The organism is Enterococcus sp. 22-H-5-01 (genome assembly GCF_050310005.1).
Taxonomy (GTDB): Bacteria; Bacillota; Bacilli; order Lactobacillales; family Enterococcaceae; genus Enterococcus_A; species Enterococcus_A hailinensis.
On record NZ_CP189994.1, the window covers coordinates 299,097 to 322,972 of the forward strand.

22 protein-coding genes and 2 other annotated features are annotated in these 23,876 nt (G+C 35.8%); of the genes, 5 read left to right on the plus strand and 17 right to left on the minus strand.

Features of this window, described 5'->3' with window-relative positions; translation table 11 throughout:
* Positions 1–122: 122 nt before the first annotated feature.
* The 8 genes from ACQKTA_RS12425 to ACQKTA_RS12460 all read right to left on the minus strand — a co-directional run bounded on the left by ACQKTA_RS12425 (position 123) and on the right by ACQKTA_RS12460 (position 7,850).
* Complete coding sequence (locus ACQKTA_RS12425; RefSeq protein ID WP_427814612.1) at positions 123–1,529, minus strand: C69 family dipeptidase; 1,407 nt, start codon at positions 1,527–1,529, stop codon at positions 123–125.
* 124 nt (positions 1,530–1,653) lie between these two features.
* Positions 1,654–2,406, minus strand: coding sequence for a tryptophan synthase subunit alpha (trpA, locus tag ACQKTA_RS12430; RefSeq protein ID WP_332579718.1), 753 nt, complete (start codon positions 2,404–2,406; stop codon positions 1,654–1,656).
* Positions 2,403–3,593: a tryptophan synthase subunit beta gene (gene trpB, locus ACQKTA_RS12435; protein ID WP_427814613.1), complete on the minus strand. Its 1,191-nt coding sequence runs from the start codon at positions 3,591–3,593 to the stop codon at positions 2,403–2,405. Before trpB ends, trpA begins: the two co-directional genes overlap by 4 nt.
* Positions 3,594–3,605: 12 nt before the next feature.
* Positions 3,606–4,211, minus strand: a complete 606-nt coding sequence (locus ACQKTA_RS12440; RefSeq protein ID WP_427814614.1) for a phosphoribosylanthranilate isomerase — start codon at positions 4,209–4,211, stop codon at positions 3,606–3,608.
* Complete coding sequence (trpC, locus tag ACQKTA_RS12445) at positions 4,208–4,963, minus strand: indole-3-glycerol phosphate synthase TrpC (protein ID WP_427814615.1); 756 nt, start codon at positions 4,961–4,963, stop codon at positions 4,208–4,210. Before trpC ends, ACQKTA_RS12440 begins: the two co-directional genes overlap by 4 nt.
* Positions 4,963–5,976, minus strand: coding sequence for an anthranilate phosphoribosyltransferase (gene trpD / locus ACQKTA_RS12450; RefSeq protein ID WP_427814616.1), 1,014 nt, complete (start codon positions 5,974–5,976; stop codon positions 4,963–4,965). The genes trpC and trpD overlap by 1 nt, the downstream gene beginning before the upstream one ends.
* Positions 5,977–6,507 (minus strand): anthranilate synthase component II, encoded by a 531-nt coding sequence (locus tag ACQKTA_RS12455; RefSeq protein ID WP_332579713.1) that lies wholly within the window; start codon positions 6,505–6,507, stop codon positions 5,977–5,979.
* Positions 6,504–7,850 carry a chorismate-binding protein gene (locus ACQKTA_RS12460; RefSeq protein WP_427814617.1) on the minus strand — a complete coding sequence of 449 codons (1,347 nt, stop codon included), beginning with the start codon at positions 7,848–7,850 and terminating at the stop codon, positions 6,504–6,506. The genes ACQKTA_RS12455 and ACQKTA_RS12460 overlap by 4 nt, the downstream gene beginning before the upstream one ends.
* 96 nt (positions 7,851–7,946) lie before the next feature.
* Positions 7,947–8,178: a binding site (T-box leader), on the minus strand.
* 46 nt (positions 8,179–8,224) lie between these two features.
* Positions 8,225–8,463 (minus strand) — a binding site (T-box leader).
* A 124-nt stretch (positions 8,464–8,587) separates the two neighbouring features.
* Here ACQKTA_RS12460 and ACQKTA_RS12465 point away from each other — a divergent pair.
* Together ACQKTA_RS12465 and ACQKTA_RS12470 are read left to right on the plus strand one after the other, a co-directional pair.
* Entirely contained in the window at positions 8,588–9,547 is a 960-nt protein-coding gene (locus tag ACQKTA_RS12465) for a YncE family protein (protein ID WP_427814618.1), read from the plus strand.
* A 176-nt stretch (positions 9,548–9,723) separates the two neighbouring features.
* Positions 9,724–10,005, plus strand: coding sequence for a hypothetical protein (locus ACQKTA_RS12470; RefSeq protein WP_332579824.1), 282 nt, complete (start codon positions 9,724–9,726; stop codon positions 10,003–10,005).
* Between the two features lie 83 nt (positions 10,006–10,088).
* Here the strand turns inward: ACQKTA_RS12470 and ACQKTA_RS12475 are convergent, their stop codons facing one another.
* The 6 genes from ACQKTA_RS12475 to ACQKTA_RS12500 form a co-directional block, all read right to left on the minus strand.
* Positions 10,089–10,865, minus strand: coding sequence for a YibE/F family protein (locus ACQKTA_RS12475; protein WP_427814619.1), 777 nt, complete (start codon positions 10,863–10,865; stop codon positions 10,089–10,091).
* Entirely contained in the window at positions 10,862–11,797 is a 936-nt protein-coding gene (locus tag ACQKTA_RS12480; RefSeq protein ID WP_427814621.1) for a YibE/F family protein, read from the minus strand. Before ACQKTA_RS12480 ends, ACQKTA_RS12475 begins: the two co-directional genes overlap by 4 nt.
* Positions 11,798–11,979: 182 nt before the next feature.
* A complete protein-coding gene (locus tag ACQKTA_RS12485) occupies positions 11,980–13,500 on the minus strand; it encodes a metal ABC transporter solute-binding protein, Zn/Mn family (protein ID WP_427814622.1) in 1,521 nt (506 codons plus the stop codon).
* 273 nt (positions 13,501–13,773) lie between these two features.
* Complete coding sequence (locus ACQKTA_RS12490) at positions 13,774–14,631, minus strand: formate/nitrite transporter family protein (protein ID WP_332579707.1); 858 nt, start codon at positions 14,629–14,631, stop codon at positions 13,774–13,776.
* A 179-nt stretch (positions 14,632–14,810) separates the two neighbouring features.
* Positions 14,811–16,853, minus strand: coding sequence for a glucosaminidase domain-containing protein (locus ACQKTA_RS12495; protein ID WP_427814623.1), 2,043 nt, complete (start codon positions 16,851–16,853; stop codon positions 14,811–14,813).
* A gap of 378 nt (positions 16,854–17,231) precedes the next feature.
* The gene (locus ACQKTA_RS12500; protein ID WP_427814624.1) at positions 17,232–17,570 is read right to left on the minus strand and encodes a hypothetical protein; all 339 of its coding nucleotides are present in this window, start codon (positions 17,568–17,570) and stop codon (positions 17,232–17,234) included.
* A 231-nt stretch (positions 17,571–17,801) separates the two neighbouring features.
* Here ACQKTA_RS12500 and ACQKTA_RS12505 point away from each other — a divergent pair, with 231 nt between their 5' ends.
* On the plus strand, positions 17,802–18,962 hold the full coding sequence (locus ACQKTA_RS12505) for a cation diffusion facilitator family transporter (protein WP_427814625.1): 1,161 nt from the start codon (positions 17,802–17,804) through the stop codon (positions 18,960–18,962).
* A gap of 136 nt (positions 18,963–19,098) precedes the next feature.
* Here the strand turns inward: ACQKTA_RS12505 and ACQKTA_RS12510 are convergent, their stop codons facing one another.
* The 3 genes from ACQKTA_RS12510 to ACQKTA_RS12520 form a co-directional block, all read right to left on the minus strand.
* The gene (locus ACQKTA_RS12510) at positions 19,099–19,935 is read right to left on the minus strand and encodes a TIGR03943 family putative permease subunit (RefSeq protein WP_427814626.1); all 837 of its coding nucleotides are present in this window, start codon (positions 19,933–19,935) and stop codon (positions 19,099–19,101) included.
* 10 nt (positions 19,936–19,945) lie between these two features.
* The gene (locus ACQKTA_RS12515) at positions 19,946–20,872 is read right to left on the minus strand and encodes a permease (protein WP_427814628.1); all 927 of its coding nucleotides are present in this window, start codon (positions 20,870–20,872) and stop codon (positions 19,946–19,948) included.
* Positions 20,873–21,034: 162 nt separating this feature from the next.
* A complete protein-coding gene (locus ACQKTA_RS12520) occupies positions 21,035–21,310 on the minus strand; it encodes an HU family DNA-binding protein (protein ID WP_427814629.1) in 276 nt (91 codons plus the stop codon).
* 324 nt (positions 21,311–21,634) lie between these two features.
* On the opposite strand from ACQKTA_RS12520, the gene ACQKTA_RS12525 reads away from it, so the two are divergent.
* Entirely contained in the window at positions 21,635–23,158 is a 1,524-nt protein-coding gene (locus ACQKTA_RS12525) for a helix-turn-helix domain-containing protein (RefSeq protein WP_427814630.1), read from the plus strand.
* On the plus strand, positions 23,136–23,876 hold the full coding sequence (locus tag ACQKTA_RS12530) for a helix-turn-helix domain-containing protein (protein ID WP_427814631.1): 741 nt from the start codon (positions 23,136–23,138) through the stop codon (positions 23,874–23,876). Before ACQKTA_RS12525 ends, ACQKTA_RS12530 begins: the two co-directional genes overlap by 23 nt.

Genomic DNA, 23,876 nt, shown 5'->3' on the forward strand with positions numbered 1-23,876 from the left:
TTATTTTTATATTTGTAGTATAACAGTTTTTTTAGTTATCGTTCTTCAAGACGACTCAACAAAAAAAGACAGAAACATCAGCGTTTCTGCCTTTCTACTTCTATTATGTTTAAATGAAAAATTTAGTCGTTCAAATTGTACCGTAATTTCATATGCTCAGAACCAGAAATCACCATATCGCCAAATAATTTTGTTTGGCGAGTTAACGATTCAGTCGCTAGTTTTTCATTCGCTGCTTCTAAGAATTTTTGAACATCTTTTTGATCTGCCACTGCTTTATCTGTTTCATTTTGAATGCGGTGATAAGCAGACATCGCTTCTAATTCAAACGTATTGCGGAAGTCAACATAGAAGTTGTAATCCGTATCTCCTAGCAAAGCAGTTGCACAACTTAACCAGTACATATTATTCAAATCGAAAGTTCCTGTCGCATCTTTATAGCAAGCAGGTGTGTCATTCACATTAGCATAAAACGGAACGACTGTATTAAAGGTGTTCGCACCATAGGCTAACCAATGTACCCCAGCGATCTCATCTGCAACACCATTACGAATTTGTAGAATATGAACATTATGATTACGATTGATACCGATTGGACGGATCAATGTTTTTTCAGTTTCAGTACCGTCACCATAAGGATCAAATTTAGTATTTTCAAAATGTGAACTCAAAACAAATTTCATATCTTCGATTGATATTTTTCGATTTGCATGACAAATGAATGGTAAATCTTGGTCCATCATGTCATGTTCTGCATCTGGTGTAAAGTATTTTTGACCGTACCATGCACGTGGATTATTGTAGACAGTATCCTTAATTGATGCACTGCCGAAGATATGGCGTAGATTATACCCTTCAAAATCAGGATTTAAATGATTTTCTTCGATTAGATCTTTTAAATCAGCTGAGCACAATGTATCTGCAGAATCAAAATCAAACGTATCGATATTCATGCGATTTGGTGCAACGACATACGCGTCATCTGGAATACGAACTGCTGCCCAATGATGACCGCCGATTGTTTCTAACCACCAAACTTCTTCTTTATCAGAAAAAGCAATTCCATTTGGTTCGTAGGTACCAAATTCTTTTAGTAACGCGCCTAAACGTTCCACCCCTTCACGTGCACTATGAATGTAAGGTAAGACTAAGGTTACGATGTCCTCTTCTCCAATACCTCCATCTACATATGGATCGATTCCTTGGATTCTAGGATTTGTTGTGATCGTTTCTGTTGCTGACATTGCAACATTTTCACTATTAATTCCTGCTGCTGGCCAAATACCATTGGTCAAAATAGAGTTTGGCATTGACGTATAGCGTAATGGGTTATCTGGCAATTCGATTTTTACTCCGCTGATAACCGCTTGATAATTTTTTGGTTGCTCTTCTGGTTGAACTACCACGAAGCGTTGTGGGTCTAAAGCTTCATGCCCATCATCGTTCCTTGAAATAATAGTTGAGCCATCGATCGATGCTTTCTTTCCGACTAGTACCGTAGTACAAGATCCTTTTACTCGTTTTGTCATACTTGAAACACTCTCCCTTTTCATGGTAGCTCAAGTATAACGCTAAAAAAAATAAATACCAAACGAAAGCCTAAAACAGGTTTTTTTAAACAAAAAAATCAATCTTTTTTATTTAAACTGACTATCAAATGATTTTTGCTAACAGTTTTTTGGTTTCTGCAATGCCATCTTCATAAAGCGATTGGACGATTTTCGAGCCGATCACTACACCATCGCAAACTTGTTCAAAATTTTCAACATGTTCTTTCGTCGAAATACCAAAACCTGCAAGTACAGGAATATCACTGAACGCTTTGACGTTTGCCAAATGTTTTGTTAAATCCGTCCGATAATTTTGATCTGTCCCGGTTATTCCATTGACAGTAACAGCATAAACGAAACCTTCAGCTTCTGAAACCAATGTCTGAATTCGTTCACTAGAACTAGTCAATGAGATTAACGGCAGTAGTGCGATGTCCGCTAAATCTTCTAAAATCAGTGCTCGATGCTCATAGGGTAGATCCGGGATGATCAAACCTTTCACATCCGTTTTTTGTAGATCAGTTACTAAGTTTTTAATTCCATAATGAAAAAAAGAATTACTGTAGCCCATCAGTATTAACGGAACAGAAAAGTTATTTTCTGTTAATACCGCAATAATTTTTTTCAAGGTTACTTGATGTTCAAAAGCTCGGATTCCCGCTGCTTGAATCATTGGTCCATCTGCTACTGGATCAGAAAAAGGAACGCCGAGTTCAATCGCTGAAGCACCGGCTTCAATCAACATTTCGATTTCTTGTGGTAATTGGGCTAGCCCTTGAGCTCCAGCCATGATATATGGCACAAATAATTTTTCGTTCACTGCTTTGTCTTTTAGAATTCTCGTCAATGCTTTCATTTTTCCGCCTCCAATTCTTTGACTTGCTGGACGTCTTTATCTCCTCGACCAGATAGATTCATCACGATGATTTGATCTTTTTCCATTGTTGGAGCAACTTTCATCACTTGAGCTAGAGCATGTGAACTTTCTAAAGCCGGAATGATCCCTTCTAAACGTGAAAGATAATGAAAGGCTTCTAGTGCTTCTTGATCTGTGATCGCCGCATACTCTGCTCGACCAATTTCATGTAAAAATGAATGTTCTGGACCAATACCGGGATAATCCAAGCCAGCTGAAATCGAAAAAGCTTCTTGAACTTGTCCGTCGTTGTCTTGTAATAAATGCATTTTTGCACCATGCAATATCCCTACGCTGCCCTTATTGATCGAAGCCGCATGTTCATTAGTCTCCAATCCAAGTCCAGCTGCTTCAACCCCCATTAAACGAACTGTTTCATCCTCAATAAATGGATAAAATATCCCCATCGCATTACTGCCTCCGCCAACACAAGCAATCACGAGATCCGGCAAACGCCGTTCTGCGGATAAAATTTGTTTACGGGTCTCGATCCCGATCACACTTTGATAATCACGAACAATTTCTGGAAAAGGATGTGGTCCTAAAACTGATCCCATCACGTAATGCGTATCTTCGACGGTTGCTACCCAATAACGCAGCGCCTCATTGACAGCATCCTTTAAAGTTTTACTGCCTGAAGTTACGCTTTCAACTCTTGCGCCTAGCAATTCCATTCTAAAAACATTCAAGGCTTGACGTTTAACATCGATTTCTCCCATAAAAATAGTGCATTCCATTCCAAAAAGTGCAGCAGCTGTTGCTGTCGCCACGCCATGTTGTCCCGCACCTGTTTCAGCTACAACTTTTCGTTTGCCCATTTTTTTAGCCAACAGTACTTGACCTAAAGCATTATTGATTTTATGCGCACCCGTGTGATTCAAGTCTTCCCTTTTTAAATAAATTTTTGCACCCCCTAATTCTTTAGTCAATCGTTCAGCGTAGTATAACGGATTTTCTCGCCCCACATATTGTTTTAAATAATAAGCAAGTTCTTTTTGGAATGCTTTATCTGTCTTTGATGCTTCGTAAGTCGTTTCTAATTCTTGGATGGCATACATTAATGTTTCTGGGATAAATTTCCCGCCATATTCACCATAAAATCCTGCTTGATTGGGTTCATGATACATTTTTATTTCCTCCTAATAATTTTCTTTATCTGCTTGATTGACCGCTCGACAAAAAGCAAAAATTTTACTTAAATCCTTCTCACCGTCTGTTTCGACTCCGCTAGAGACATCGACTACTTGCGGATCGAAACGATGGATCGCGCTTGCTACATTGGTTTCATTCAAACCACCAGCGATCCATAATTTTTCTTTTGGCAATGATTGGACGTCGACTAAATCCCAGTCAAAGGTTTTCCCTGTTCCGCCCATATATCTTTCGGGATGGGCGTCCAGCAGTAAATAGGGGTACTTGTTAGTATTAAATGATTGATCTTTCGCTACATTGATCGCTTTAATGATTGGACGAGAACAACGATCTAATCGATTTTCTCCATGAATTTGAACAAGATCCAATCCAGCAACCGCAATCCTGCTTTCGACTGTTGCTGAATTAGGAGAAACAAAGACACCTACCTTTTTTATCTCCTTGGGTAAGTCTGTTGTTAATAAACGGACTTTTTCAGGTGAAATTTTTCTAGTACTCTCCGCAAAAACAAAACCTAAATATTCAGCACCTGCAATGACTGCTGCTTCGATACTCGCTCGATTCGTTAAACCACAAATTTTTATTTTGGTCATTGCAATCCCTTCAATTCCTTTATTTTTTTCATTGGATCATCTGTCGTCATCAGCGTCTCGCCGATTAATACTCCTTGATAATAAGGTAAGATTTTTTCAATATCTTGACGATTTTTAAATCCTGATTCACTTATAAAAATCGTTTCACCGATTGCCTGCTTTAATTCGACACTCGTTTCGATGGAAACTTGAAAAGTCTTTAAGTTACGATTATTTACTCCAATTATTTTTGCACCTAGTAATTGCGCACATTGTAATTCAGCAATATCGTGGACCTCGACTAGCACTTCTAAACCTTGTTCTGTCGCAAATCGATATAACTCTTTTAAACGCTCTTGCGACAGTGCTGCAACAATCAATAATATGATGCTCGCTCCCGCTTGTTTCGCTCTAAGGATTTGTCGTTCATCAATAATAAAGTCTTTACATAAAATAGGTAGATCAACCGCTGTAGCAACAGCTGCCAGATCATTAATGTGACCTTTAAAAAAGACCGGATCAGTCAAAACTGAAATAGCACTGACCCCCGCTTGTTCATATTGCCTAGCTTGAGCTAAAATATCTACGTATTCGTTGATTGCTCCTTTTGAGGGAGATGCCCGTTTGATTTCCCCAATGATATGAACCATTGATGAATCACTTTTAACCTGGTCATAAAAGGAAGGACGGACTTTTATAATCGTTTTCTCTACTGGATCAAGTGATTCGATTTCGTATTTTTTTTCTGCTAATATTTTAGTTAAAAAATCCATTAAGCAACCTCCTGTTGTTTTTTGATTAGTTGTTGTAGGCAATCATAAGCTGCTCCGGAAAGAATCGATTCTTCTGCTTCAGCGATCCCTTCAACTAAAGAGTTGACTCTACCACTGGCATAAAAGCCTAATCCCGCATTTACCAAAACAGTTTCATAATAAGCCGAAGGAGTTCCCTTTAGGACCGATAATAAAATTTCTTTATTTTTTTCTGCTGAACCACCAATGATGCCTTGAAGCGGAACCTTTTTAAAACCCACTTCTTCTGGTTCAAAAGAAAACTCTTGTACCGCTCCAGCTTCATACAAAGCACATTGTGTCCGGCCTGCTAAATTAGCTTCATCCATTCCGCCGTGACCATGCACGACAATCGCTCGTTTTCTACCTAATTTACCTAAAGTTTTGACCGATTCGATCAGTGTGTCACCGGCATACGTCCCCATTAGTTGATACTCTAGCGGGTAAGGATTTATGATCGGCCCTAATAAATTAAAAATCGTTGGTGTCGCTAATTCTTTTCGGATATGCATCACTTCTTTCATGGCCGGATGCAATGTCGGAGCAAAGAGAAAGGCTATTCCTGTTTCTTTAATCAAGTAGGCAATTTTTTCAGGTGTTAAATTTAGGGAGATCCCTAAAGCTTCTAAAACATCTGCACTTCCCGCTTTACTAGAAATACTACGATTTCCATGTTTAGCCATCGGTACACCGCCGCCTGCTAAGACAAAGGCAGCAGTCGTACTAATATTAAAACTTTGAGAATGATCGCCACCAGTCCCACAATTATCCATGACTCCGACAGGGGCTTTTTGCATTACTGTTCCGCGTCCCTGCATCGCATGGGCTAGACCAGTAAGTTCATCTGCACTTACCCCCTTCACTTTCAAGCCAATTAGTAAGGCACTGATTTGGCTATCCGTTAGCTGATGATTAAAAATAGCACTGCCTACTTTCTCCATTTCCTCCATTTTTAAATGATTTCCACGGTATAGTTTTTCAAATATTTCTTGCATTTAAATCCCTGCTTCCTGTAAAAAATTTTGGATATATTGTTTTCCATTTTCTGTACCGATCGATTCAGGATGGAATTGTAGACCAAAGACTGGGTAACGTTTATGACGGAAAGCCATAATACACTCGTTTACTCTGGCTGTGACTTGTAAATCTTTAGGTAATGTTTGATCATCGACGATTAACGAATGGTAGCGCATGACTAAGCGACCGTCTCCACCTGCTAATGTCGACTGTTTTCCATGCATAATCGCTGGGGCACTGATGACTCTTCCGCCAAACACTTCTCCAATCGCTTGGTGACCTAAGCAAATACCTAAAATCGGTTTTTTACGATAAAATTTTTTGATCAGTAATTCCATCAGACCGGCTTCTGCTGGTCTGCCCGGTCCTGGAGATAAAATAATGGCTGCAGCTTGAGCTGCGACTGCGAAGAGTGTCGGATCATCGTTGCGTAAAATTTGGATTTCTCCCGGCAGTAATTGCACTAAATTGTAGGTAAAAGAATCATAATTATCGACTAATAAAATCATTTCCCCACCTCCATCAATGTTTTTGCTTTTTGTAATGTTTCAAAATATTCACTCGTTGGATTTGAATCATAGACGATCCCAGCACCTGCTTGGACATAGGCCTTTTTATTTTTGACAACCATTGTCCGAATCGCGATTGCAAAATCAGCCGTGTCATCTTGACTTAAAAAGCCGACCGCACCCGCATAAATTGAGCGTTTTACCGGCTCCCATTGATAAATTCGGGTCATCGCACGGATTTTTGGTGCACCACTGACTGTTCCCGCAGGCAGCTTGGCCTTCAATGCATCGATTGAACGCAATCCCGGTTGCAAAGTTCCTGTAACAACCGAGACAAGATGCATCACATAACGGTACCGTTCAATCGTTAAATAGGTTGGAATCGTTATCGAGCCTCTAACGGCTACTTTTCCTAGATCATTTCTTCCTAAATCAACTAACATCCGATGTTCCGCTACCTCTTTAGGATCATTTTGTAGTTCAGCAGCTAATGTTTCATCTTCTAAAAGATCTTGTCCACGTTTCCTCGTTCCAGCAATCGGATTCGTAGTAACTTTGCGACCTTCAACGGTCACTAGACTTTCTGGTGAGCTTCCGATTATCGTCGCTGTTGGAAATACTAAATGATATAAATACGAAGAAGGATTACTTTCCTTTAATTTTCGATAATAACTAAAAGAGTCCATTGTAAAATCGGCTGTTAAACGTTGCGAAGGAACAACTTGAAATAAATCACCTGCAATAATTTTTTCTTTTGCCTTTCGAACGATTTGCTCAAAATCAATTTGAGAAAAGTTACTTGAAAATGTTAATTGACCTAATTCGATGTCTGGGATCACTTGCTTCTTTTCTAATTTTTGTTCAAGCTCCTTTATTTTTATTCGTAAATCCGACGCTGTTTGATCACTATAACTATCTGTTGCTACTAAAGTGATCGATTGGTTTTCTAAAATAATAAATAAGTTGTATAAATAAAATTCTAAGTCTGGTAATTCCAATTCATCATAAGGAATATCACCGATATCTTCATAACAAGCAGCTACATCATAACCGACATCCCCAATTGCTCCCCCAATGAAAGGAAGCTCTTCATCCTCGTCACGCTCATTGATCAAAACTTGTTTCTCAAGTTCTTTTAACGGGTCTTTAGTTGGAAATTTTTTATCATCGACATGAAACATTCCGTCCTTGAAATAAAGATGCTTGACCGGATCAATCGCGATTAGTGTATACGCTCGATCAGACGACTTACGTTCCAAAAGACACGTCCCACTTTCTTTTACGCGATAATAGATATCACTAACTGACAACTTATTTTGAGGTATTTTTTTGATTATTCGCATTGAATTACTCCTTCATTAATTATTACTATTTCTAAATTTTGTCATCTGAACTTTTCGTCAGAAAATAAAAAAAGCCCTCAAACCAAAAAATATTGGTCTGAGGGCGCAATTAGCACGGTACCACCTCATCTTTATTATTGAACAACTCAATAATACTCTCATCGTCTATCAACGATTTGACTCTATAACGGGAGTTCCCGTCATTCCCTACTATGATTCAAGAATGCTCGAATAAGTCCATTCGCTAGGGATAAAATACTTCTTCTCATCAAACGAAGCTTTCTGTCATTTTTACGATCCTAGTTACTTCTCTTATTTAAGATTTTTTATAATGCTTTTAAATACAAAAAAGCCCCCAAGCCGAAACGAATCGACTTGAGGGCGGAAAATCCACGGTGCCACCTCAATGATGGATACCTAAATAAGGTATCTCTCTATCAGCCGTCCATCAACGACCTTACTCTATAACGGGAGTTCCCGGAAGTTCCTACTTTTTGATTCAAAACTTCTGTCCAAAAGCCCATTCGCATAAAAATACTTACTGATTCGCAGTCCCATCAGCTCTCTGAAAAGTCTTTTTTTATGTTACTCTTCTTTTGTTCGACACTTATTTTTTTAGAATATTACGCTTTATAATAAGTTTTGTCAATTCTTTTTCAAAAAAAATATTTTTAAGCTTGTTTGCTACCCGAAACAAATCGAACTTGTTAAACTATAAATACTTGGAGGTGCTCCCTATGACCAAGAAACTAAAGTTCAAAAAAAATTGGTTTTTTACTAGCCTAAAAATATTTCATAGAAAATCAAATAATACTGCCAAGCATTTTCCGAAATTGTTTGAAGCAGCAGAAAGATCACCCTACACTATACCGGGACTCTCAAAAGTTCTGTCCTTAGATAAAAATCAGCAATTAGACTTTTGCACTGCGATGACTCCCCAAGGATTGACTTTTACTGAAGAATATCTATTGATTTCAGCTTATTGCCACGAGCACATGCATCACTCGGTCATTTATGTTCTAGACCGCTTCAGCGGAATAAAAATCAAGACAGTGATTTTACCGGATTTTCCTCATGCGGGCGGTTTAGCGTACGACCCAATCCATCGTAAACTATGGATCAGCAATACGCATCGTAACTATGCAGCGATTGCTGCGATACCATTGGTAGATTTGATACAACATAAAACGAAATTAGCACCGATCGGATATCAACAAAAAATCGTTTTAAAAGATCTGCCTCGTGCTTCATTTCTGTCATATGATAAAGGCTATCTTTATGTCGGTTTATTTTCACTAAAAGATAAGGGACAGTTCGCCTGCTACCCGATAGATACAAAGGGTAATTTAAGGCAAACAACCACTAAAAATTTTGTCGAGTCACCTTACAAAAATTTAACGCTTTTGCAAAAAATCCAAGGGTTAGCCGTCTATCAACAATATGTTATTTTCTCTCAGTCTTGGGGCCCGCAAGCAGGAAAACTCTTTATTTTTGATATTCACTTAACCAAAGACTTTTCAAACCTTAAAGAGGCCATTAAAATTATTTCAACTCCGCCCTACTTAGAACAAATTTGGGTAGAGGGTCATCATTTATATGCCTTATTTGAAAGTGGTGCAACCAATTATCGCACAAAAACGCCTTTTATTATGGATGAAGTGCTGCAAATTGATTTGAAAAAATTACTTAAACCCTGATCTACACTACTTATCAAAGTATTTAGACAACGATTTTAAATATAAATTGTTATGTATGTTTTTAATTCTTTATTGTATAATGAACTCTGTTAAAAATTTTTATAACGTTTTTTAAAGGAGTTCTACTAGTGAATAGAAAATTAAAAAAAAGAATCAATAAAGGCTTGAGTTATCTTATGGGACTATTTGTTTTAATTGCAAGTTATCAAGCAATCATTAAATATCCTACCCATGGACTTAGTCTATTAAATCTAACCAGCAACCACAATGCCTATTCTCCTACTGTCTTATTATCAACACTCACCGCTGGGGCAAAAAGTGTAATGTATTTTATAAATTCCACCACAAGTATGCTAAAACGAAAAAAACAGCGGAATCATCTGCTTTTGGTTTTAGCGGCTGCTGCATTTATCTATTTCTTGCCCGTGATTAAAGCCTTTATCCAACAGTTCATTTAGACAGACCCCCTTAAGTCTCTACAATAAGAGCATAAAAAAAAGCTTGGTCAGAAGTTAAAATACTTTTGTCCAAGCTTTTTTATCTACATCGAAGAGCGTTTAGAAAAAAATTTTGGATGGAAAAAAATATAGCTCGCTACTAAAGATGTGATCGGCAAAATAATGATCGCCGCTAGACAAGTTAGCACACTGATCAATAGTTCTCCGGCTAATGCTTGGGAATTGATCCATTCAATCAATGTATATTCTAAGTCTTGCATCCAGATAATCAAACCCAAACTCGAACCTAAAAAAGCAAATAGTAATGTATTCACTGTCGTACTAACAATTTCTTGAACAACAGTTAAACTAGAATTTAAAAATTCTTTCCATACCAAAGGTTTTGTACGTTGATAAATTTCATATGTTGAACTGCTGACAGCTATGCTGCTATCAATGACCGCTCCCGAGAAACTCATTAAAATAATGGCGAAATTCAACTTTGAGAATGGAACTGAAACAGTAAAATCCATCATTTGTAATTCATCCAATTCTTCAACAGGAAATCCGTGTGTTTTGAGTACTTGAATCAACGGAATTGTAACGGCTGAAAAGAAGCAGAGAAAGCCGACCACACAAATAAATGCAGCGAGTGTTTTTTGATTGATGTCATTGATATAAAATAATGTCACGATCGTAATTCCTAAAAAAATGAAACACACGGTTCCATAAACAGAATACCCTCGACTAATTAGACAAAGCAAAAGGATAAACAAGCCTAAATTCATAAATGTTCCAGTAATCATATAGAGTGAACTTTTTTTAAATACGATCATTGTCATCAGCAAAAGTAAAAAGGTGAGCGCTAGCAGTACTGTCAAATTCTATTCGCTCCTTTCGATCTTTCTCCCAAAACAAATAAAAGTAACGCGGCTGGTACCGCTAAAACAATCGCGAAACCACCGCACAATATTCGTAAAAATTCTAGCGATAGATACATATCTAAGACACTCGCGAATTTCCAAGCATTTGCAATAAAAAAAATAATCGTTGGAATACTTCCGCTAAGATACGCGAACATCAGAACATTGATTATCGAAGGTACTGTATCTTGAGCTATTTTTCCTCCAGAGATCACTAATTCTTCTAAGAAAACTTTCGGATCTTTTTGTCGGATCTCATCTAAAGCAGCTAGCAATGTAACCACAATATCCATGCTTGCTCCAATCGCTCCGATCAATAATCCAGCCAGAAATACCGAACGATAAGGCCGGGTAATAAATTGTAGTTCTTCATATCGTAATCCTCGATCTTTTAGAAGGTTCATGGTTAACAGACAAATAAAGAAAGCGCAAAAAACACTGATTAAAGTAGCTAGTATTTTTCGAGCATCGATTTGTCTAAAACCATAGGTAGTAACCATGGCGATCAAAACGGCTAAACAAGTATAGACACTCATTAAGAGAACTAAAGAAAACCGAGGGTAATTGCCATTGATCCATAAAATAAGGAGCACTAAACCGCTATTGATTATTAATCCAACCAATGAAAAAAGACCTTTTTTCCCACTAATAAGAATAATCGTCCAGATAAAAATTCCGACTAAAATAAAAATATAGCCATCTCTTTTTAATGAAATAATACGCCAATATCCTTCTGATTTCTGTACAATTAGTTGGTTTCCTGGCTTATAAAGTGGGGCAACACTTTCATTTTCAAAAAAAGGTGTTTCAATTTTGATACTCTCTTTATTTACTAACGTTCCTACTACTGTTTGGGTATTTAATGCTTCATTTTTTTCTACACTTTCCACTCGAAGCACTGGTTCTGAATAAAAAAAGCCACTATAAAACTGAATTAAGAGGCCCGCCAAAATAATAGCGACGAATAATACGATTGAATAAATACTTTTTTTGATTTGTCTTACCTCCCTATCATTACTGCAAAAGATAAAAAATCTATTCCTAAAAAAGCGCTAGGAATAGATTTTTTATTTTAATGCGCTAACATCTCTTGCGCAATTTCATGTCCAGAGTCGTCTAAAGGATAATAGGTTGGCCAATTATCGACTTCATCTAATAATTTTTCTTGGCTTTCTCCACCAAAATAAATGTGGAAATGAGAAGATTTAGCCGGTGCGATGCCATGATCGCTAAACTGGACATATTTGTATTCATCCGCATCGGGATCATTCGTTACAAACGTAAAACGAACACCTCGATTGCCTTTTTTGTAAGTCAGTACTTCATAACCAGAATATTCATAAGTAAATTTGTGTGATTTTCCATCAACAATAAATTCAATTTGATCGTCTTTGATCTTAATTTCATCGACGTCAGTTTTGTAGCCTATATCATAATACTCTTTGTACTCTTGGGCTGTTTTATCTTTCTGGAGCTTTGCCTTATAATCAAAAACTTGATCCAGCGTACCATTTTGTAACAGAGGATAAACCGATTGCCATTCTCCCGCATAATCTGAAAGCTTGCGATCCTTCACTTGCGAGTCCTTGAAATAACCATTATAGATTGTTTCATCGGTATGTGTTTCCTCTTCAGCCTGGATGTCTTTTCCAGCAGTATCAGTTGTTTTTTTCAATGCAGAAAGATTTTCCTTCATTACTGACAAATAGTCTTTCCCGCTATCCATTTCTTTTTGAGTCAAGCTTTCTAAAGGATTCAGTACTTCTAGTTCGACTTTCGTTTCACTAGCGAGCGTTTGTGCGGTTTTGCCAGTATTATTATTTTCAAAATAAATATATTGAATGCCATTATCTTCTACGTAATGTTTCAGCTCAGCAATTCGTGATGAAGTTGGCTCTTGATCCGGATTGATACCTGAAATACCAATTTGATTTAGGCCATAATCCAAAGCTAAATAACTAAATGCCGTATGTTGCGTGACAAAATTTTTCTGTTTAGCATTCTGAAAAGCTTCTGTATACTCTTTATCTAAAGCAGTTAATTTTTCAATATATTCATTACTGTTTGCTTCGAATTGCTCTTTATTATCAGGATACAATTTTATTAATTGATTTTTAATTGCTGTTACTTCTTGAATCGCACGGTATGGTGAAACCCATGTGTGAGGATCCAGTTCATGATGATGATCCTCATCTCCATGATGGTCATGATCATCCTCTCCTCCTGGAAGTAAAAGCATCTCCTTAGTTCCCTCTATGACCTCAGGCCCATTTTTCGACCAAGTTTTTTTAGCACTTGGTACCCATGTCTCCATGTTTTCATTGTGATATACAAAAACATCGGCTTCGGTGATTTTCGCCATATCTTTTGCTGAAGGCTCATAATCATGCGCTTCTGTTCCGGCTGGAATCAATAAACTAACATCCGCTGCTTCCCCAGCTACTTGCTTTGTAAATTCATAAACTGGATAAAAAGTCGTCACGATATTTATTTCGTCGCTTTCTTCCCCACGTACTGATTCATTATTTCCACAACCAGCTATTCCAAATACTCCCAATGCTGCCAGCATTAACAATCCTATTTTCTTTTTCATTCTCATCCTCTTTCGTTGTCTATTTCTTGAAATCTAATTATCTTACATCCAAAAACGATCCTTCATCATTTAAAATAAAAAAAATATTTTTTTGTAAAAAAAGAAAGCGTAATTAGTACGATTTACATTTAACACTGTAACATCTGTCAAAAGAACCGTCAACAAAAAATAACATGAAATTATATTCATATGAGTTTGTATAATAAAAATAGTATTAGTTTAAAAAGAAAAAAGACCTCAAGAAATATAATTTCTTGAAGTCTTAGATTTTTTTTAATCTTTATATTTTGATTCTGTATTGTTTAACCAGGCATAACCCAATCCCATGACAAGGCCGCCACCAATGAAATTACCAACCAAAGCGAAACTTAAATTATGAATGACATTGCTCAAGGTCATTTCTGCTAAAGTACCATGTGAAGCAAAATAGACAAGTGAGAACGCTGGGAAATTTGCAATAACGTGTTCAAATCCTAGAAAGGCAAAAATAAAAATAACAAATACAATTGCGATTACTTTTCCAGCATCATCCTTCATTCGTAAACTGATCAACACCGCTGTATTTACAACGATATTTGCAAACATTCCTTCAATAATAATTTGCCAAGTCGACTTTGTAAGTTTAGCAGCTACGCCGGCAAACATATAATTATCTGCTTCTAAATGGCCAAATGGACTTGTTAATGAAAGTAAATATCCACAAAGGACGCCACCAATTAAGTTAAATAAAATACAGGTAAACAATAGTTTAAATGCGAAAGATACCGCCATTTTTTTCTTATACACACCAATCGTAGTATATAACATATTGGAAGTTCCTAACTCGGCATTCATAAATAAAATCATGACTAAAGACCAACTAAACATAAATGCATAGGCCATTTTTTCCAATCCAGGTATCGCTTCTTGCATCCGAATTGCAATATAAAAGGCAATTGCTGTTCCTAATGACAAAAATAAACACGCTAGCATCGATCGTACAGCATAACGCGGTAAACTTGTATTAAATAAATCAATTTTTTTGCTAATCGAATATTCTAATTGTGACATCAAACTTGAATCTGATGTGACCATTTTCTCTTTCTTAGCAACTGGTTGTTCCTCAATTTCCATAAACAAATCCGATTTCATATAGTTCCTTCCTTCTTGGAAAAATTCCACAATGTAAAAATATCATACCTGATTCAATGTGTCTTTACAACTAAATAAACAGGAAATAGACAAATATTGCTAAAAAATGCACAAAACGCTAGTTTATATTAAATTTCAAAAAGAAAAAGCTATCGCAAAAAGCAATAGCTTTAAAAAAATCATTCATTTAGTGGTGGTATTACTGCTAATAATCCGTTACTCAATGCGACATAAATTGAGGCCGTCTTTGGTAAAGGTGAGTCAGAATTACTGATTTTTGGAGTTGCTGTTGCCGCTAATGCAATTAGGCTATCTCCTCTAAATAAGTTAACAAAATGTTTTGCTGACATGATCTGTGGAATTCGATAACTGGTAATAACACTTGCAATCAATTTTGCCTGTATCCGATCATAAGAATCGAAGGACGTCTTCATTGACTTGATCACAGGACCTTTTGTAGCTTTCAGCGTTGTGGCACTGCTATTTTTTGCTTGATCAAATTCTGTTAAATCATAAGCTTTAATGATAGCATTCAATTTCTCAGCATATTGTTTGTCAGTAGCATAACGACCTTGAAGATGTTTTGTTGCTTCTTCATATGAACTTGTCTGGTTCTTCCAAGCAGCTTTGTAGAAATCAGAATTACCAGAGATCCCGTTCTTAATTAATTTTGCGTAATCTTCTAACGATTCTTTATAAGAAGGATATTTTCTAAATTCAGCTGAAATTTGATAATTTGCGCCTGCTTCATCTTGTTCTAAAGTTTGGAAAGTTACACCTTGGCCTTTATATTTACCTTTGATACCAAATAAATTGTAATTCGGTTCACTAGCTAAAGAACTATTGCCAGAGCCGCTTTCTAAAATAGCTTGCGCAATCATTACAGAAGAATAAACATTATTCTTTTGTCCAATCTCACGAGCTGTTTCACCAATTTTTTTGATAAACTGATCGGTGCTTTGATTTTTATTAAAAATAAACGGTGTATCCGTACTATATTCCCCGAATGCATTTGATAGCGAGCTAGAAGCTGTTGCTTGAGACAGGCCAGCCACATTGACACGTACTGCAAAGGTCGGTGTAAAATCACTGATATTTCCAATTTTCACCACATCGCCTGGTTGGGGCGCATGGATATATTGACCATTTCCAATATAAATAGCAACGTGTGTTGTCACGCTCGTTGGTGCTCCCCAGAAAAGCAGATCCCCCGGTTGAGCTTCACTAACAGGGATTTGAGTTCCTGCGTATTGTTGATCGCCGGTCCATCCGCCAATATTATGTCCTGTTGCATTCGCATAAACAAAATAAGCTAAGCCAGAACAATCAAAAGCATTGGGACCTTTAGCTCCCCAAACATACGGTTTTCCTAAATGACGATAGGCTTCTTGAACAATGGCTGTTTGAACATCGTTACTAAATGTTGGAACATTCTGGTTAGAAGGAACACGTACGTCTGAAGCTGTCGAATCTTTTGCTGGTTGACGCGCAGCAGATGGGCCTTGTACTTCAGTTGAATTATTGGCATTTTGATTATTAGTGCTTGCATTACTATTTGTTGAAGAATTATTGCTGCTTCCAGTAGTTGAATTACCTGTACTACTATTTGAGCTGTTGTTAGTACCCGAAGAACTATTATTATTACCGGTACTACTATTACTTGAGTTGCTACTTTCAGAACTACTATTTGAGCTGTTACTATTAGAAGTATCCGTACTTTCACCGTTTGATGAATTATCCGTAGCATCTTTTGACGCTTCAATGACAATTGAGACATCCGAAGCAGGCATACTAAAATCACCATTTACAGCCGCAGTGATATCTGAATTTTCAGCTAACACTTTGTTATCAGACTGACTAACAAATTTAACACTTTTTAAGTGAACAGCTTTGTCTGTTGAAGGTGTCACAATATAATGAATGGCACTTCCTTCACTTGATCCCTTAGCAGCATCATATTGAATAGCGATAGTATTACCATATTCATCAACGTAGTTATTTTCAATTGCTTTATCATTTACTTTAAATTGGTAGGTTGGAGCGGGTGTTTCTGAACTTACAGTCGTTTCATCAGCAACTTGCGAATCCACCGTATTCGCTGTAGCGACAGTATTACTTCCAACCGTGCTTGTTTCCTCCGCTAAAACTTGTTGTGAGGATAATAGTGTTGGTCCAAACAAAGTACCAATCGCCATTAAACTTACAATTTTATTGTACTTCACCATTTATACCTCATTTCTTCTTTTTGGATACAAGGATCTAACAATTAAATTTCTTAATTCTATAATATAATATCATTATTTTATAGCACTGTCTAAATTGAACAGCAGACTTCACAGTTTCTTCATAGTTTCATTTTACGTTGATCTAACAATTATCATTTATATTAACTAGCAAAATAAAGAAATTCAAAATTTATCAAAGATAAAAATGCTTAGTTATCTTTCATTTGATTTTACTTTTTAACAAAAAGAATTTCATTCGTCTCAATTAAATAAATGATACATTTATTTTGAGTATATTATTTTTTTAGTAATTATTATAAATTACGCAAAAAAAAATTCAAATCATCAATCCTAAACCGATGATTTGAATTGCTATTATCGTTCAACCACTATTTTTTGCATTAAAGTTGAAATCGTCCGTTCATGGAAATGTGTCATACGGACACTTTCACCATCTTCCGTCCGCCAAATTTTATTTTCGTAAAAACCAACGGTATCTCTTTGCCCATCCATCAATTCTTTTGCATAACCTAACACTAAACGAATCGCTTCACGTGTGTCCTCATCACTTTTAAAATATCCTGGATAACTACGTAAATACTCTTCAAGATCACTATTTTTAGAAACTTTCCAATCCTCGATAAAATCTTCTAAAGCAGTAACAACATTTGTTGTCTGGATGTTCCATAACGTTATATTTATTTGACTATTCATCTTAGCACCTCCGTTTTGAATACCTTTACATTGTTATTATATAGTGCTTTCATTTTAAATGTCTGAGATATCAAAAAAAGTTTTATTAAAAACTAAACAGCAAAATAATAAAGTAAACCTTTTATAAATAAAGTAAACTTTATTTATAAAAATCATTTTTAATCGTTTTAACTTTTTCTCTTTTCATTTTTCCGTTATACTGTTACTACTTTATTGATTAGGATGATTTTTATGCTGAATTTTTTAACTAACAAAATTATTGCTCGTTCTAAAGGAAATAAACGGACGAGTGTCGGAATCTTAGCAGGGATTTTAGGGTTAATTTCAAACCTATTATTATTCTTGGCTAAGTTTTTTATTGGTTCTTTATCCGGTAGTGTATCAATCATGGCAGATGCTATGAATAATCTCTCTGATACCGCCTCTTCAGTAATCACTTTAGCTGGATTTAAAATTGCTGGAAAGCCTGCGGATGAAGGACATCCTTATGGGCATGAACGTTTTGAATACATCAGTGGTTTTGTGATTTCTATCTTAGTTACTTATGTTGGTTTCCGTTTCTTAGATAGTTCATTTTTAAAGATTTTGCATCCTAGTAGTATTTCTTTGTCTCCTATCGTGTACATCGTACTAGGATTATCAATTTTGATGAAATTTTGGCAAGCTCACATGTACCGTTCATTAGGTAAAGATATTCAATCAGACACATTAAAAGCAACCGCACAAGATAGTATCAATGATGTCTATACAACAATTGCCGTTTTATTATCCGCCATCATTGAATGGTTTAGCGGCTGGCGGATCGATGGTTATATCGGATTTTTAATTGCTCTTTATATTATTTACTCAGGTATCAAAATGATCATGAGTTTTATCAATGATTTAATGGGTGGCAGAGCGCCAGAAACAGAGATTTTAGCCATCCGCAAACATTTAGATAATTATCCCGATATAATTGGCTACCATGATTTACTTATTCATAGTTATGGGCCGAACAGTATTTTTGCTTCAGTTCATATTGAAGTCGATGAAACTTGGAGTTTGACCCATGCACACCGAGTAATTGATGCCATTGAGTATGACATCAAAGAAAATTTAGGTTTTGATTTGGTTTGTCACTTAGATCCTTATCCTCTAAACGATCCTGATTTTAAACGCATCGCACCAAAATTAAAAATGATTTTAAAAACCATTCATCCCCAATTGCGGTTCCATGATTTGAGGGTAGATAAGTCTACTACTCCGGAAACTATTTATTTTGATTTGGTTGTTCCAAGCGATCTAAAAAAAATAAGCAATCCCGAATTACATGATCGAATCAGTGAAAGTTTTATTGTATTGATTGAACCAGCAAAATTAACGATCACCTTTGATCGTACTTATTTACTATAAATTTCCTTGCCTGTACCCTTATTTGGTACAGGTTTTTTAGTATTCAATCAAAAATACTGCCGTTTTCTTCTATTATAATATTATTTATAAAAAAATAAGTCATCTCTCTTCTAAAAACGAAGAGAGATGACTTATTCTAAAATGCACGATAGACATATTGATTTTTAGGTGCAGATACTGTCTGAGCATTCGTTACTTCTACTGATGGTATTTGGCGATCAAATGGTTCAAAGAAATCTAAAGTGATCGTTCCTTCCACATGCAGCCATTCATTGTTCTTGACCGTCATATTAGCGGGTAACTTGGTCATCAATCCAAAGACACCCGAATCAGCAACACAATGAATGATTCCAAAACGGAAAAGGAAATCATATTTTTGATTGTCTTTAGAGGTTTCATAAACAAAACCATTGAAAGATATTTTTTTCCCGACAAAGGAGTTCGGATAATTATAGATCAACTCCATCACTTCTAAATAATTTTCATCAGTAATTTCTAGTTTTTGATCGGTTTCATACTTCTTCATTAGTTTTGTCATTTGTTCATTATAATCACTCTTATTGTAATAGATACTCGTATCCGGTTTTAAATACTGAGTATTCATTTCTGGATCACCAACGGATTCTTTACTAATAGGAAAACTGAATCCCTTCGCTTCTACGATTGTTGTATCCAAAGTAATTGTAGGAAATAACAAACCAACCACTAAAGGAACGACCAGTAAAACATAAGCGATCGCACGTTGGTAGGGTTTCTTCAATCCATATTCATGACCATCGTGAGGATCATGGTGTTTATGTTTATCGCCATCAGCCCAAATTTTTAATTGAACGAGGGCTAATAAAATCGATAAACCCATAGTCAAAAAAACCAAATAACGATAATGTACATTGATGTATTGATCTAATCTCCCTGAGACTTGAAGATACATCATTAATTCAAAATAGCCAGATAAAATTAAAAAGCGTATCATATGTCTCCTCCTATACTACAAGTGCAAAAATCGTCACGACCACACTGATCAGAGCGATTAATTGGACAATAAATTTCCCGTGGAAATTGTGTTTCATCATCATCAAATTTTTGATATCGACCATCGGTCCAAAAACTAAAAAGGCTACGATCGCATTGATTCCAAATAAACTTAACAAAGAAGAGCCTACAAACGCATCTGCTTCAGAGCAAAGCGACATTGTAAATGCTAAGACCAGCATAACTAAAATTCCGATAATTTTTGATGAAGTTAATTGCAACATGAATTGGGTCGGCAAGAAGACTTGCATCCCACTGGCAATCAAAGCGCCAATAATTAAGTAACGACCGGTATCAAAAAATTCATCAATTCCGTGAACTAAAACTGACCAGATTTTATTCCAAACAGTTAGCGGGTGTTCCGGGTGATTTTCTTCCTCGTGATGAACGTGACTATGTTCGCCATGAGGATGATCAGCGCCTTCTTCATTTTTTAAAATCGGTGAACGATTGAAATAGGCGATCCAGGAGCCTATAACTAATGCAACTAGTAAGCTTCCCAAAGCTCTTAATAGCGCAAATTTTGTACTATTTCCAAATGCAATATAAGTAGAAAACAAAACAATCGGATTAATGATTGGCGCAGTAACCATAAAAGCAAATGCTGTATGCTCAGGAACGCCCTTTTTCATAAATTGCGTCACGATAGGAACAATTCCACATTCGCAGGATGGAAAGAAAAAGCCTAAAAAAGAACCTACTAAAATAGCTAAAAATTTATTTTTAGGGATAATTTTTTGAACACGCTCTGGTGTTAAAAACACCTGTAATGCTCCCGAAATGATACAACCTAATAATACGAAAGGGATTGCCTCAATGACAATCGATAAAAAAATGGTACTCATCTGTAAAACTGAATGGGGTAAAAAATCAAACATATAATTCCTCCATATTTCTCACTGTTTACAGATATACTCTTTTTTTTAGTAAGAAACAAGAAAAGAATGATTCACAAAGTTATTTTTTAGTCTTTTTTATATTTTAGGCTCTTTTCTATTAAAAAAAGCCCACTCTAAGGAGTGGGCTTTATACTAACTTTTTTATTTCACAGCATCTTTCAACTGTTTACCAGCTTTAAATGCTGGTGATTTGCTTGCAGCAATAGTAATTTCTTCCCCTGTTTGAGGGTTACGACCTTTACGTGCAGCACGTTCGCGTACTTCAAAGTTACCAAAACCGATAACTTGAACTTTTTCTCCAGCTTGTAGTGATGTTTGGATACCGTCAAACAATGCATCTACTGCAGATGTTGCGTCTTTTTTTGTTAAACCAGTTTTTTCTGCTACTTGTTCAACTAAGCTTTGTTTATTAATCATATTGTATTGCCTCCACTATCTTTATAATGTATTCCAAGGCTAATTTTATTCGTTCTTTCCCAGAAAGGCAACACTTAACCTCTTTTTTAATCGAATTTCTCTCAACTTTATTTTTTTATTTATCCAAATAAAAAAAATAAAAAAATCTCTAAAAGTTTTTTTCTATTAATTGGCATTTCCCTTATTAAATTAATACATTTAATTATAATAAAGCTTATTGATACTTAGTTAAATAACGAAAATAACTGAAAATTAAGCACTTACAGGTTGTTTTAACAAGCTTTGAACATTATATTAAATAAAAAAATATTCAAGGAGTTTAATATGAATCTTAGAAGCTTAATGAAAAAAGAAACAACAAGACGATTACGATTGGTCGAGGAATTATATTACGCCAAGGATCGTCTTACTTCCGAACAACTTATGGACTTATTACAATGCTCATTACCTGCATTGATTAGTGACATTCGTTTTTTAAATGAGGAACCTTTGCCTTTAACCATCACAAAAATCAAAGGATTAAATTCAATCGATTTTGATGTCCATGCAACTATTGATGTAATGTACGCTTATATTTTGAAAACAAGTTTAGAATTTCAAGTAATTGAAAGTTTATTTTTTGAGAAGAATCGCGGAATCCAACTAGCTGCTGATCGTTTGAACTGTAGCTTTTCTAACATGCAGCGTTACTTGAAATCCATAAAAAATAAATTAGCCTATTGGGACATCAACGTCTATCATCGTCCTCTTCGTGTAGCTGGTGATGAAGTAACGATTCGACATTTCTATTACCTTTTCTTTAAAGAATCTCGGATGTCTTTTAATGAATATGATTTTTCTGAAGAACTTATTTCAAGTATTGACCAAATGGTTCAACAGTTATTAGAAATGAATCAAATCAGTAACAATATAAATATCCATTCGCAATTGATGCACAGCTTTCTAATTGGATTGCAGCGCATTAAACAAGGACATCATATAGCCAAGCTTTCTTCAGATAGTGGCTTGATCATCCCTTCACTAGATCAATTGGAACGACTAGCCAAGTTAATTAAACGTGAAACGAATTTAGATTTCAATAAAGCACAATTAACAGAATGCTTATGGCCGTTGTTTACACATCAATTGATTTTGAATGCTCGACAACAATCATTGGCAAATCAAATGGACGAAGACTTATCGGATTTTTACGAAGCTCATAATCTATTGTTAGAACAACTAAATCTTAAATTAAGTCACCAAATCGTAAGAACTGAGATAGTCGAAGCATTACGCTTGCTAGGAAATGAGTTATTCTGCTATTATCCCGAAAGACATTCGATCGAAATACTCCAACAAACGAGTAAAAACTCATTGGTTTTGCTTGATAAAAAGTATAATCGTGAAATTCGAAAACTAAAAAAATTAGTTGCTGATTTCTTAGTTGATCAATACGACGCTGCCTTTATTGATATGTATGTTAGTCGCTTGATTACAACTATCGATGGTTTATTACAACGACTAATTGATGCAGAAAAACCTATCAAAATTTTGTTACTTTCAGATACTTCTTCTACTCATGAACGGTTTTGGCAATCGATTTTTCCCGCTTTCATCAAGGGATCGGTCTGTTATGAATACTTCGAAAATAGTTTTATTTCGCAAAACGAATTGACAAGTTTAACCAAACATTATGATTTGGTCATTACCAATATCACGATGGATCATTTATACTTCGCCTGCCCTTTGATTGCGATCAATACGTATCCTACAAGCAAAGACTATGATCGAATCCAACATTTTATTAATCAATACGAACCTCTTACATCACGAAAGGAACAGAGCAATGAACTTACGCCATCTACTTAAACGCGACAGCCAACGACAATTACAATTGATAGAAACACTCTATTACTCTCCGAATCCACGGTCTAGTGAAGAGCTTTCTAAAATCACAAAATGTACGACACCAGCGCTCTTAAATGATATTCGTTCAATCAATACCCAAAGTGACTATTATCAAATTATTCGCGAAAATAGTTTGTACCGCTTAGAGTTAGCAGATAACGCGACGATCGATGTCCTTTTTTCTACTTTGATCAACCAATCAATGGCCTTTAAAATCTTAGAGGCCATCTTTTTTGAGGATTGCTCCACCTTGCAAGAATTGTCACGAAAATTATTTTGTAGTTTGACGACTGTTCAGTCTGCGATGAAAGACTTGCAAGAAGCTCTAGGACAATGGAAAATGACCGTAGAACGCCGCCCATTTCGTTTAACTGGAAATGAGATCGCCATTCGACACTTGTTCTTTTTGTATTTTTCAGAGAAAAAATTCGTTCGTGAGCAGACTCGTTATAGTACTGAATTTTATCAATTTGGTGATGCTATCGTTCGCTCAATGATTACTGAAAATGAGCTTCCTGTTTCAATAGCTCAATATAATCGATTGAATCTCAATTTTTTTATTAGTTTGATTCGAATCTCTAAGGGACATCGAATTACTTCTCGTAATTTGACGTCTAAAAGTATTGAGGCACCAAATCAACATGCGATCAATAATTTTAGTCCTTATTTAAGAAGATAA